Source organism: Paenibacillus sp. EKM10P (assembly GCF_011800655.1).
GTDB classification, from domain to species: Bacteria; Bacillota; Bacilli; order Paenibacillales; family Paenibacillaceae; genus Paenibacillus; species Paenibacillus polymyxa.
Window position 1 is genome coordinate 656,926 of the sequence record NZ_JAALET010000003.1, and the last position, 13,245, is coordinate 670,170.

General features: G+C 44.5%; 11 protein-coding genes. 9 read left to right on the plus strand and 2 right to left on the minus strand.

The genetic code is table 11. The features are described from left to right. Positions 1-123: 123 nt before the first annotated feature. A complete protein-coding gene (rpmH, locus tag HFE01_RS12430; RefSeq protein ID WP_007433250.1) occupies positions 124-258 on the minus strand; it encodes a 50S ribosomal protein L34 in 135 nt (44 codons plus the stop codon). Positions 259-1,031: 773 nt separating this feature from the next. On the opposite strand from rpmH, the gene HFE01_RS12435 reads away from it, so the two are divergent. The 7 genes from HFE01_RS12435 to gyrB all read left to right on the plus strand — a co-directional run bounded on the left by HFE01_RS12435 (position 1,032) and on the right by gyrB (position 7,648). Further along, the gene (locus HFE01_RS12435) at positions 1,032-1,322 is read left to right on the plus strand and encodes a hypothetical protein (protein WP_146169080.1); all 291 of its coding nucleotides are present in this window, start codon (positions 1,032-1,034) and stop codon (positions 1,320-1,322) included. A gap of 14 nt (positions 1,323-1,336) precedes the next feature. Next, on the plus strand, positions 1,337-2,683 hold the full coding sequence (gene dnaA / locus HFE01_RS12440) for a chromosomal replication initiator protein DnaA (RefSeq protein WP_044786767.1): 1,347 nt from the start codon (positions 1,337-1,339) through the stop codon (positions 2,681-2,683). Positions 2,684-2,869: 186 nt separating this feature from the next. Beyond that, positions 2,870-4,012 carry a DNA polymerase III subunit beta gene (gene dnaN / locus HFE01_RS12445; protein ID WP_016822441.1) on the plus strand — a complete coding sequence of 381 codons (1,143 nt, stop codon included), beginning with the start codon at positions 2,870-2,872 and terminating at the stop codon, positions 4,010-4,012. 37 nt (positions 4,013-4,049) lie between these two features. Beyond that, a complete protein-coding gene (gene yaaA, locus HFE01_RS12450) occupies positions 4,050-4,268 on the plus strand; it encodes a S4 domain-containing protein YaaA (protein WP_044786768.1) in 219 nt (72 codons plus the stop codon). A gap of 54 nt (positions 4,269-4,322) precedes the next feature. Next, on the plus strand, positions 4,323-5,438 hold the full coding sequence (recF, locus tag HFE01_RS12455; RefSeq protein ID WP_044786770.1) for a DNA replication/repair protein RecF: 1,116 nt from the start codon (positions 4,323-4,325) through the stop codon (positions 5,436-5,438). Between the two features lie 16 nt (positions 5,439-5,454). Continuing rightward, complete coding sequence (gene remB, locus HFE01_RS12460; RefSeq protein ID WP_007433255.1) at positions 5,455-5,706, plus strand: extracellular matrix regulator RemB; 252 nt, start codon at positions 5,455-5,457, stop codon at positions 5,704-5,706. A gap of 31 nt (positions 5,707-5,737) precedes the next feature. Beyond that, positions 5,738-7,648: a DNA topoisomerase (ATP-hydrolyzing) subunit B gene (gene gyrB, locus HFE01_RS12465; RefSeq protein WP_016822438.1), complete on the plus strand. Its 1,911-nt coding sequence runs from the start codon at positions 5,738-5,740 to the stop codon at positions 7,646-7,648. A 141-nt stretch (positions 7,649-7,789) separates the two neighbouring features. Here the strand turns inward: gyrB and HFE01_RS12470 are convergent, their stop codons facing one another. Beyond that, the gene (locus HFE01_RS12470; protein ID WP_016822437.1) at positions 7,790-8,617 is read right to left on the minus strand and encodes a YheC/YheD family protein; all 828 of its coding nucleotides are present in this window, start codon (positions 8,615-8,617) and stop codon (positions 7,790-7,792) included. Positions 8,618-9,083: 466 nt separating this feature from the next. On the opposite strand from HFE01_RS12470, the gene gyrA reads away from it, so the two are divergent. Together gyrA and HFE01_RS12480 are read left to right on the plus strand one after the other, a co-directional pair. Further along, the gene (gyrA, locus tag HFE01_RS12475; protein WP_044786771.1) at positions 9,084-11,648 is read left to right on the plus strand and encodes a DNA gyrase subunit A; all 2,565 of its coding nucleotides are present in this window, start codon (positions 9,084-9,086) and stop codon (positions 11,646-11,648) included. Positions 11,649-11,854: 206 nt separating this feature from the next. After that, the gene (locus tag HFE01_RS12480) at positions 11,855-12,943 is read left to right on the plus strand and encodes an HD-GYP domain-containing protein (RefSeq protein WP_107733625.1); all 1,089 of its coding nucleotides are present in this window, start codon (positions 11,855-11,857) and stop codon (positions 12,941-12,943) included. Positions 12,944-13,245: the final 302 nt, after the last annotated feature.

Consider the following 13,245-nt stretch of genomic DNA (forward strand, 5'->3'; position numbering starts at 1 on the left):
ATAGAGCAGGATGTAGGACTTGTCCTTCTTTTTACACTACATTTCTACAATAGAAGAAGCATCCGATCCATAAATACTTCAATTATGAAAAAAAAGACCACCGTAGTGGTCTTTATGCACGCATTACGCACTCAATACTTTTCTACCTTTTTGGCGACGAGCTGCCAAAACTTTACGGCCATTCTTCGTGCTCATTCTTTTACGGAAGCCGTGAACTTTTTTACGTTTGCTGACATTCGGTCTGAAAGTCGGTCTCATTGTGCTGCACCTCCTTACAAGGAATACGTTTTATATGGAATATACCTAACATAGCAATCTCCACAAAAAACACCTTTGTACATTTAACCACAAATAGCGGTCAAAGTCAATGTACTTCTGAATTCTCTCCCTCTTTTTCACATTCACAAGTCCTCTCCCTCTTTTTGCATCACCCACTCTACTCTTTTCTATCCCTTTATTCCCGATTTTTTCGTTTCTTCTCCATGATCAACATTCATCAGCATTTTACTGTAGCTTACGTTCCTATTCTAAAAACGCCTTTTTTTTCATCTATTCATTTACGGCTTAAATCCAGGCCGTTCCAAATCCCCACTATCAGTTTCGTCAAAAATATTGTCGGAAACGTTACCGGAAATTTTCAACACAAAAACAACCCGGTGTAACCAAAAGGTAACGGGTGTTATACACAGATCCACAAAAAGAATGGAATTGTGATTTAAATGGTCATAACCTGTGCATAACATTTTAGAGCAAAAAAGAGTTATTGTCGAAAACTGAACAAATTATAAACAATATCTTGTGTTGTGAATAAAAATTGTACACAACAGATTGAATTTGTGGATAAATAACCACGAGTCATTGAAATACAAGGCTTCTTTTGCTATGATGATATTACTTTTGAATGTGAATATGTTGTTTTACCCTCCATATTATCAACACCCTGTGGATAAAGTTGTGAACAAGTTCAATTTATCCATCTTTTTATTTTTGTGCGTATTCGGGATTCTGGGGATATATTCTACATTTTTCATTTGATTTCGACATATTGCAGTCCCGTTTTGGCCTGCGGGATCAAGAGAACGGATCGTGCCGCACATTCCTTCCTGAGAAATATCGCCTTTCTTCTGCTGATCAGCAGTGGAATTTTCCATTACTATTTTTCAGGGCATTTTGTGCTGCGTTCTCTCACTACACTGCCGCATGATTTAGGCGGCGGTATGTCTTTTTATGGCCTTCAACAATATTTTTGTGATTTTAGGCGTTTTGCCGAAGCGCCGGGAGCAGCTCTCTGCAGCTTAATTCGGCAAAATGTCAGGATTTAAAAGGAGTGACGTCTGTGGACAGCCATACCTCTGAACTATGGCAGCAAATTCTATCCATCATACAAACCAAGCTGAGTAAGCCGAGTTACGACACTTGGTTTAAGGCTACCAAGGCAGCGAAACTAAATGACCACTCCATTGTGATTTCTGCACCGACAACTTTTGCCGTGGAATGGCTTGAAAGCCGCTATACCAAGTTAGTCGGAGCAACGGTTTATGAGATTTTGGGCAAACATTTAGAGGTCAAGTTCGTTATTGAAGAGAACAAGCCCACCGAGGTTGACCTTCAGCAACAACCTCAGCAGCAGCCGGTCGTTCAAGAAGAAGCTGTATCCCATATGCTGAATCCCAAATATACATTCGATACATTTGTCATTGGATCGGGGAACCGTTTTGCCCACGCGGCATCGCTGGCCGTCGCCGAGGCGCCGGCCAAAGCTTACAATCCGCTGTTTCTATACGGTGGTGTAGGTCTGGGGAAAACGCATCTGATGCATGCTATCGGTCACTATATTTTGGAGCATAATCCGACCAGCAAGGTCGTTTATTTATCGTCGGAGAAGTTTACGAACGAGTTCATTAATGCCATCAGGGACAACCGCGGAGAGAGTTTCCGGAATAAATATCGCAACATTGATATTTTGCTCATTGATGATATTCAATTCATTGCGGGCAAGGAATCGACGCAAGAGGAATTTTTCCATACGTTCAACGCGCTTCATGAGGAACGCAAGCAGATTATAATCTCAAGCGATCGACCGCCTAAAGAAATTCCAACGCTGGAAGAACGTCTGCGCTCTCGCTTCGAGTGGGGACTTATTACGGATATTCAACCGCCGGATTTGGAGACGAGAATTGCTATTCTTCGGAAAAAGGCGCGGGCAGAAAACCTGGATATTCCTAATGAGGCCATGATGTATATCGCGAATCAAATTGATACAAACATCCGTGAGCTGGAGGGGGCGCTCATTCGCGTTGTCGCTTATTCTTCCTTAACCAATCAGGATGTATCAAGCCATCTCGCGGCTGAGGCGTTAAAGGATATTATCCCATCCAGCCGTCCAAAAATGATCACGATTCAGGATATACAGCATCAAGTCGGGGAATTTTATAATCTACGACTGGAAGATTTCAAAGCACGTAAGCGGACGAAGGCTGTAGCTTTTCCACGGCAGATTGCCATGTATCTTTCCCGTGAGCTAACTGACTATTCTTTGCCGAAAATCGGCGAAGCTTTTGGTGGTCGTGATCATACGACTGTCATTCATGCGCACGAAAAAATCTCCAAATCCATTCAAGTGGATCAGGATCTATTTAAAGTTATCAACAACCTAATAGAAAAAATCAAAAATCCAACCTGAACAAGTTCAGAGCCTATACACAATTTATACACATGTGGATAGGCTTGATTTTATTAGGGTTACAGATAGTTATCCACATATTCAGTGCGCCTATTACTATTACTAATATATTTTAAAGATATACATCACCTATATAAGGCCCGCGTCAACGCGTGCTTGCAGGATTAAAACCCGTAGGAGGAACTTATGAAGATTAGCATTCTGAAAAACGTTTTGAACGAGGCTATACAACATGTATCCAAAGCGATATCCAGTCGGACCACGATTCCAATTCTGAGTGGTATTAAGCTGGATGTGAATCACCAGGGAGTCACACTGACCGCCAGCGATACAGACATCTCTATTCAATCCTTTATTCCGATGGAGGATGGTGACCAAACTGTCGTTCAGATCGAACAACCTGGCAGTGTAGTGCTGCCCGCTAAATTCTTTGTCGAAATTATTAAAAAGTTGCCGTCTCAGGAGATCCGCATGGAGGTAAAAGACCAATTCCAAACCTTTATCTCATCCGGTGCTACTGAAATTCAAATCGTTGGTTTGGACCCTGAGGAATTCCCGGTGCTGCCCAACATTGAAGAAAATCAAGTCATCTCTGTGCCAGGTGATTTGCTTAAAAATATGATTAAACAGACGGTATTCTCCATCTCTACCCATGAAACGACACCTATTTTGACGGGTGTATTGTGGAATCTGGCTGAGGGTGAATTGAAATTTGTCGCCACGGACCGCCACCGCCTTGCCACCCGCAGCGCTCATTTGGAGACCTCTGAAGGCTTGCGTTTTAGCAATGTTGTCATTGCAGGTAAAACGCTCAATGAGCTGAGCAGAATTATTCCGGATCAAAATATGCTTGTGGATATCGTCGTAGCGGACAATCAGGTATTATTTAAGGTGGATCGCGTGTTATTTTATTCCCGCATCTTGGACGGCACCTATCCTGATACTTCTAGAATTATTCCGACTTCCTACAAAACAGAACTGGTTGTGGACACAAAAAGTTTGAGCGAGTCTATTGACCGTGCTTATTTGTTGTCCCGTGAGGAAAAAACGAATATTGTAAAAATGCAATCGTTGGAAAACGGTGATCTAGAGATTTCCTCCAGCTCATCTGAGCTTGGTAAAGTGCGTGAGGAAGTAAATGTGTCTAAATTTGAGGGAGAGCCACTCAAAATCTCGTTCAACTCCAAATATATGCTCGACGTGCTGAAGGTGATTGACAGCGAGCAGCTGACGATTGCTTTTACTGGCATTATGAGCCCCATTATTTTAAAACCGGCAGATTCCAGCAATGCGCTGTACATCATCCTGCCATATCGCACAACCAACTAGCGTCACCCACCCGAACAAGCGAAAGGATGAACAGGCCTTGAAACCAATATCTATACAGACCGATTACATCAAGCTCGATCAATTTTTGAAATTAGCCGATTGTGTATCCACAGGAGGCATGGCTAAAGCCCTGCTGCAGGAGGGACAAGTCCGCGTTAATGGTGAGCCAGAAGAACGTCGGGGGAGAAAATTGTACCCAGGCGATACCGTAGAAGTAGAGGACATTGGACGTTTCGAGGTTACGGCAGGAGCATGATCGCCTGAACGGCAAGGACTCCTTTTAGGTGCGGAATAACAAGGGGGACCCTATGTGTTTGTGAACAACATTGTTTTGCAGCAGTACCGGAACTATCAACAGCTGGAGCTGAATGAATTCGGGCCCGTTAATTTGCTGATTGGACAAAATGCGCAAGGCAAAACGAATCTGGTTGAGGCGATTTTTGTATTGGCCTTGACTAAAAGTCACCGAACGTCCCGCGATAAGGAATTAATTTCTTTCGGGGCTACTTCCACCCATCTAGCTGCCGATGTGGATAAAAAATACGGGAAAATCAGATTGGATCTCTCGTTATCCACACAAGGCAAAAAAGCAAAGATCAACGGGCTAGAGCAGCGAAAGCTGAGCGATTTTATCGGTTCGTTAAACGTGGTCATGTTTGCGCCCGAGGATCTGGAAATTGTCAAAGGAACACCGGGGGTTCGCCGCCGGTTTCTTGACATGGAAATCGGACAGGTTGCGCCAGGATATTTGTATCATTTGCAGCAATATCAGAAAGTGCTGGTTCAGCGAAATAATCTGCTCAAGCAAGCTTGGGGTAAAGATATGGCGTCCGTGCAGCTGATGCTGGAGGTATGGAATGAGCAACTTGTTGAGCATGGTGTTAAAATTGTAAAAAAGCGGAAACAATTTATAACAAAGCTACAAAAGTGGGCCCAAGCCATTCATGAAGGGATTGCAGGGGGGACAGAAGAGTTAAAATTAACCTATGTTCCCTCCTTCGGTGAGCCAGAGGAAGAAGATGAAGCTGTCTTATTGGAGCGATTTATGATAAAGTTATCCCAAATGAGGGAACAGGAAATCCGCCGTGGCATGACTTTGGCGGGACCCCATCGTGATGATTTGGCCTTTGCCATTAACGGCAGAGAAGTGCATACGTATGGCTCTCAGGGGCAGCAGCGGACGACGGCCCTGTCTTTGAAGCTGGCCGAAATAGAATTAATTCATGAGGAAATTGGGGAGTATCCTATCCTGCTGCTGGATGATGTGTTGTCCGAGCTGGATCCCTATCGTCAGACTCAACTGATCGAGACTTTCCAAAGCAAGGTACAGACCTTTATCACGGCAACCGGGATTGAGACGTTGAACGCAGAACGACTTAAGGGTGCCCATATTTATCACGTCCACGGCGGGCATGTGGAACACTAAGGAGTGAGTGACTGCTATGTATATTCATCTGGGTGGAGAAAAGATCATCCGCTCGTCCGAGCTTGTGGCTATTTTCGATATCTCGATTGAAAAATCCTCTAAAATCTCCAAACAATACGTGAACCACGCCCAACAGCAAAAGCATGTCGAGATGATTGGCGAAGAGGAAGCCAAGTCCATCGTAGTGACTCAGAATACGGTGTATTATTCCCCCATCTCCTCAACAACACTCAAAAAGCGGGCAAACCAGTTTGTTGCCAATGCTTAACCATAGAAATCTATAGAAGTAGGTGAAAGGCATGTCTATGAATCAACCGTCTTATGATGCGGGCGAGATTCAGGTCCTCGAAGGCCTGGAAGCGGTTCGGAAACGTCCCGGGATGTATATTGGCTCCACGAGCGCCAAGGGGCTCCATCATCTGGTCTGGGAAGTTGTGGACAACAGTATTGACGAAGCGCTGGCGGGTTATTGTAACAGCATTCAAGTTGTCGTTCACAAAGATAATAGCATTACCGTTACAGATAACGGCCGCGGTATTCCGGTAAGTGAACACGCCAAAATGAAAAAATCAGCGCTGGAAGTCGTAATGACCGTACTTCACGCAGGTGGTAAATTCGGAGGCGGAGGGTACAAGGTGTCTGGTGGTCTGCACGGGGTTGGTGTATCCGTGGTGAACGCGCTCTCCAGCAAAATGATTGTTCATGTTAAACGGGATGGACATGTATATGAGCAGGAATACCATCGTGGTGCCCCACAGTATGATGTCAGAGTCATCGGTGACACCGAAGAGACAGGTACCCAAACGACCTTCTATCCGGACGAACAAATCTTTACCGAAACGACCGTATATGACTATGATACGCTGCAGACGCGGATTCGTGAGCTGGCTTTCCTGAACAAAGGCATTGCAATTAGCTTGACCGATGAACGGACAGGCGCCAGCGATACATTCCACTATGAGGGTGGAATCAGTGAATATGTGCAGTTTCTGAATCAAAAAAGAGAAGCCCTGCATGAACAGCCGATTTATGTCGAAGGCTCTCGTGACATGATTCAAGTCGAAGTTGCATTGCAATATAACGACAGCTATACCGAGAATATTTATTCTTTCGCCAACAATATCAATACTCATGAGGGCGGAACTCATGAATCAGGTTTCAAGAGTGCATTAACCCGGATTATTAACGATTATGCACGCAAAAATGGCTTGATTAAGGACAACAATGCCAATTTGACTGGTGACGATGTACGCGAAGGTTTGACAGCGATTATCTCCGTCAAAATTCCTGAACCACAGTTTGAGGGTCAGACTAAAACAAAGCTTGGCAACAGTGAAGTTCGAGGAATTGTCGAGTCCCTGTTCGCAGAGAAACTTCAGGAATTTCTGGAGGAGAACCCGTCCGTCTCCCGCCGTGTAGTTGATAAATCGTTACAAGCAGCTCGTGCCCGGGAAGCAGCACGCAAAGCGCGTGAACTTACACGTCGCAAAAGTGCGCTGGAAATCAGTTCGCTCCCAGGTAAGCTGGCGGATTGCTCCTCTAAGGATGCTTCGATCAGTGAACTGTACATCGTCGAAGGTGACTCAGCAGGGGGATCGGCCAAGCAGGGGCGTGATCGTCACTTTCAAGCGATTTTGCCAATTCGCGGTAAGATCCTGAATGTGGAAAAGGCACGCTTGGACCGTATTTTGTCCAGTGATGAAATACGGTCAATGGTAACAGCAATGGGTACAGGGATTGGAGATGATTTTGACATCAGCAAAGCCCGTTACCACAAGGTTATTATCATGACAGATGCCGATGTCGATGGTGCTCATATTCGCACATTGTTGCTGACATTCTTCTATCGCTACATGCGCAAAATCATTGATGCAGGCTATATATACATTGCTCAGCCACCACTATTCAAAGTTGAGCGTAACAAAGTTGTGCGTTATGCGAACTCTGAAGCGGAACGTGACGAGATCATCAAGGAATTTGGAGAAAATGCGAAGTACAATGTACAGCGCTATAAAGGTTTGGGTGAGATGAATGCGACCCAACTTTGGGAAACCACGATGGACCCAGAGAGCCGTACAATGCTGCAGGTAACTGTCAGTGACGCGATGCTGGCTGATACGCTGTTCAATACCTTAATGGGTGACAATGTAGAGCCTCGCCGTGACTTTATCCAAGAACATGCGAAGTACGTGAAAAACCTAGATTTCTAAAGTGTGTTATTCCATCCTGATGGCTATGTTATCTGTTCATTAGGGTTGTATAAGCAAGAGTGTACAAGGGGCGCCCAAATGGGCGTCCCTTTTCTTGTCATTAACCAGCCCGGATGGATTTGAATATTTAATTTCAATGTTTTAGGCCTTTTTCTTAGAGCGTACAGGTTTACCTGTGGATGCTGTATACCGGCCGTAGCCTACTGCATATCTGAATATTTTATGATAGAGGCTTTTATTTGGGAGGGAAGCGAACACTTTGATGGCTGGTCTTGTATTGACCTCCAAAATCCATGGATAGTTTTGCTGGTCCAATCCCACATCTAACCCGATTTCCCTTAAACGAGGGTATCTTTTTTGTAGCTGCCAGGCTACTCGCTCGCCCATTTTCGATAATTTTTGCTCCAGTCGTACGGCTTCCTTTACATCCATATATGGAGCCACCAGTTCATTGAAAAAACGCGTTGTCCCACCGCTGTGATGATTGGTGACGACTTTGTCAGGAGCAGCTACACGTCCTACAATAAGCGTTGTTTCCCAGTGATGTCTCAAGTTCATCTGGGTCAATACCCTCAGATCGAAGGGACGGGCTTCATGCTGAAGAAGAGGAATTCCGCGCTGTATCAGATATGGACGTTTCTTTATACGAGAAGAAACCACCCTATGCAGCTCATCCAGGCTTTCAAAGGTGAGGATATCTACTTCATAGCGAAGTACATACCAAGTTCTCTCCTCGATGATTCCTTCTTCTGTCGGCGGAAGCTGCTCTGTCTGCCTTTCTGCACGCATAACCCCTTTGCCGTAGGTACCATTATCCGGCTTAATATAGACAGTTCCATACACCGCCAACATTTCATTCAGATGCTCAAACGTGTACAAACGTGTTTCCGGTATATAAGCGGCCAATGTCGGATGGGGAAGAATGGCATTTGTTTTGGCCCACTTACTGGATACTCGCTGAATAGACAAGTATTCTCATCCCTTTCTTTTCGAAATATGAGTCATGTACCTGGAATTCACACCCTTTAACAAAACAAGGGAAACTAAAGGACAAGCGCGTAAAACAATGATATAATAGAGAAATACGGCGTTTTTCGGAATTTTGCTAAGTAGAACCCTGACCGTATACGTATTGTATGTGGAAAAGGCCCTTAGGGTGGGGGCTAATCCCCAGTTCAGGGGAATTTGTTATAATCAGGGCTTGTAAGTTGTACAAGAAAATAGCAATCTGCTACAGGCAGAAGGGGAATGACGAGGGTTTTACGCTGTAAAGAGGACAAATGCGTTTAATTGTGCTCTTTTTGTGAAAGTAATATAATTATACAGATGAGGATTTCAGCCAAAATCCTGCGCAAGGAGCGGAGTATATAGGCAGTGTCTTGTTAGGCTTTTCACATAGAGAGCGCTGTATTGAAGGATGAGAAGGAGGACCAGCATGGCGGATCAAAATAACTCGCAAATCATCAATAGGGATATCGGAGTGGAAATGCGCGAATCCTTTATGGATTATGCCATGAGTATTATTGTTAGCCGTGCCTTGCCTGATGTGCGGGACGGACTGAAGCCGGTACACCGTCGTATTCTGTATGCGATGTCCGAGCTAGGCATGTCGCCAGATAAGCCTTATAAAAAATCGGCAAGAATCGTCGGTGAAGTTATCGGTAAGTATCACCCTCATGGTGATACGGCTGTATATGATACGATGGTGCGGATGGCGCAGGATTTTTCCTTGCGTTATATGTTGGTGGATGGACACGGTAACTTTGGCTCCGTGGATGGAGATATGGCAGCAGCAATGCGTTACACTGAAGCACGGCTGTCCAAGATTGCCATGGAAATGCTCCGTGATTTGAACAAAGAGACCGTTGATTTTATGCCTAACTACGATGGTGAAGAGAACGAGCCTGTCGTATTGCCTGCACGTTATCCTAACTTGCTGGTTAACGGTGTCGGCGGGATTGCAGTTGGTATGGCAACCAACATTCCTCCGCATAACTTGGGAGAGGTTATTGATGGTGTACAAGCACTGATCGAAAACCCTGACATTACGCCGATGGAACTTATGGACTACATTCAAGGCCCTGATTTCCCAACAGCAGGTTATATCTTAGGTCGCTCAGGCATTCGTCAAGCGTACCAGACTGGCCGCGGATCTGTGACCATGCGTGCAAAGACCACCATAGAGGAGATTGGCAATAAAGCACGGATTATCGTGCATGAGCTGCCTTACCAAGTGAATAAGGCTCGTCTGGTCGAGAAAATTGCTGAACTAGTACGTGACAAGCGTATTGAGGGCATTACGGATCTTCGCGATGAATCCGACCGTACGGGTATGCGTATTGTGATCGAGTTGCGTAGAGATGTGAACCCGAACGTCGTTCTGAATAATTTGTTTAAACATACGGCCATGCAGTCCAATTTCGGTATCAATATGCTTGCGATTGTAAACAATGAGCCGAAGATTTTGAACCTGAAAGATGTCTTGTATTATTATCTCAAGCATCAGGTTGAGGTTATTCGTCGTCGGACAGAATTTGATCTGAAAAAAGCCGAAGCTAGAGCACACATTCTGGAAGGCTTGCGTATTGCTCTTGACCATCTGGACGAAGTTATTTCCTTGATTCGTTCTTCCCAAACTGCAGAAGCAGCCCGTGAAGGACTGATTGAGCGTTTCTCACTGACTCTTGAGCAGGCTCAGGCTATTCTCGATATGCGTCTGCAACGCTTAACCGGTTTGGAACGTGAGAAGATCGAGAACGAATATAACGAGCTAATTCAAAAGATAATGGAATACCGCGAAATTTTGGCGAATGAGCATCTGGTACTCAACATCATTAGTGAAGAGCTGAATGAGTTGAAAGGACGCTTCGCCGATGAACGTCGCACTGAAATTACAGTGGGTGAAGAAAGTATTCTGGATGAGGATCTCATTCCGCGTGAAGACGTTATTATTACTGTAACCCATACTGGATATATCAAACGCCTTCCTGTTACTACGTATCGTAGTCAAAAACGCGGTGGTCGTGGTGTAGTAGGTATGGATACCAAAGATGAGGACTTCGTAGAGCATCTGTTCATTACGAATTCACATCATCATTTGTTATTCTTTACGGACAAGGGCAAGGTATACCGGATTAAGGCCTATGAGATTCCGGATTTAAGCCGGACAGCTCGGGGGACACCGATTATTAACCTGATTCAGATTGAGCAGGGTGAGTCGATCAATGCAGTAATTCCAATTGAGGAATTTGTGGAGGATAGTTATCTATTCTTTGCGACCCAGCATGGGATTATTAAGAAAACACCTCTTGATGACTATGCGAATATCCGCAAAGGCGGCCTGATTGCCATTAACCTGCGTGAAGATGACGCCCTGATCGAAGTGAAGCTGACTGATGGACAGCAGGAAATGATTATCGGTACAGCACAAGGTATGTCTATCCGCTTCCCTGAAAGTGACGTACGATCTATGGGGCGTAGCGCTACAGGAGTTAAAGGGATTAGTCTTGACGAAAGCGATGCTGTAATCGGCATGGATATCGTCAATACCGACCTGGATATTCTGATCGTAACGGCCAAGGGTTATGGCAAACGTACCCCTGCTGTGGATTATCGTATCCAGAGCCGTGGAGGCAAGGGGATCAAGACGATTAACGTTACCGATAAAAATGGTCCAGTGGTCGGCCTCAAGGTAGTAAAAGCGGAAGAGGACTTGATGATTATTACAGCTAGTGGCACCTTGATCCGGACTAGCATGGGGGAAATCTCCACGATGGGTCGGAATACGCAAGGGGTAAGATTGATTAATATTCGCGATGATGATTCGGTTGCAACGGTTTGTCGGGCGAACAAGAATGAGGAGCAAGATGAACTGCTTGAGGATTTATTAGAGGATGGAGGAACTGGTGAGGAGCTAACTCTGTCATCTGCTGAACCAACTCTTGGAGCGAATGCAGAAGATACGGAAGGTAACGATTCAGAATCTTCTGGGGACGAATAAGCCCTGAATATAGAAGCAACAAATTTAGATTGAAGAGACTCTCTGGCTATTTGGTCAAGAGAGTCTTTTTTTCTTGTTCAGGTTGACCAATTCAGACTAGCACGTTTTAAATGGCATAAAATGAATGTACAGGATCATTTCCAAGTAATATAATGACATCATAACTGGCAGCTGGAGCAGCTGTTGTGAGAACAGAGAGGTTGACCATGACAACTGTACCCATATCCGAATTAAAAGCAGGACTTAAATTGCAAAGCGACGTTTTTACTGAAATGGGCAGCCTGCTGCTACCGAAAGGGCGTATTTTGCTACCACGTGACTTAGAGATTTTAGAGGCGTTCCTGATTCAACAAGTAGAGGTAGGGACGGATGATATTGCAAAATCCAGTAGCGAGCCTACCACTGTTCGATCTGGGACAGCTGAATCGCAGGGAGCTTCGTTAGATGGGCGAGATGAAGCCGAACAATTCCAGGATGAGTATGACAAAATGGTGATGCTTGTTAAGAATGCGTTTCAATCCGTACTTGTCTCTAATTTATCTATATATGAGTTGCGCGGACAACTGGAGTCCTTGCTGGCATATATCCAACGCTATAATGTAATGACCTATACTCCGCCTGCTATGATCGAAGTGGACTATATTTTTCACAATGCCGTGCTAACCTCCCTTACCTCTTACTCCATTGCACAATGGATTGGGTTGCCTCAAAAGGATTGGATGCAGGTGGCTTTTGCCGGATTGCTTCATGATATAGGGAATGCTAAGATAGACCCGTCCATTCTGTACAAGCCCTCCCAACTAACACGAGAAGAGCAAGAAGAAGTACGCCTCCATACATCACTAGGATACCAATTGCTTAAAAATGTGAAGGCTATTAACGAAGGTGTACGTTTGGCAGCTCTTCAGCATCATGAGAAAGTGGACGGTACTGGATATCCATTGCGCCTTAAGGGAGAGCAAATCCATATATACGCTAAAATTATAGGGGTGGCTGATGTATTCCATGCCATGACTCTAGAAAAAACATACCGACCTGCCCAATCGCCTTATCTGGTTCTAGAGCAAATCAAATCAGAATCATTTGGAAAGCTGGACCCGAGTGTCGTGCAAGTCTTCATACAAAAGTTAACCCAATTTAATAATGGAACCAAGGTGCGTCTGAATGATAACCGTACAGGGGAAATTATTTTTGCTGATCGAGATCACCCGACTCGTCCGTTGATTCAAGTAGAGGGGGAGATCATTAACCTTATGCTTCAAAGAGAGCTTTATATCGAGTGTATTGTTACTTAACTGGGTCTTTTCAAAAAATAGTTGCGCAATATAGTGAAGATATGATATATTCTTTCTTGTCGCTTCAAGTGTTGAAATAAAGAAGCGAAAAACACTTTTAAAAAAAGTGTTGACACAAACCTGAATAACATGATATACTATAAAAGTTGCTGAGGGGAACGAGAGTTACTCTAAAGCAAACAACGAATGTTTGATCTTTGAAAACTGAACAACGAGTGAGTAAAATGATTTTGTTCGCAAAATCAAACAATGAGATATTTTATCTCGTCAGTTTCAAAATGAGCTAATCGCTCTTTCTATAA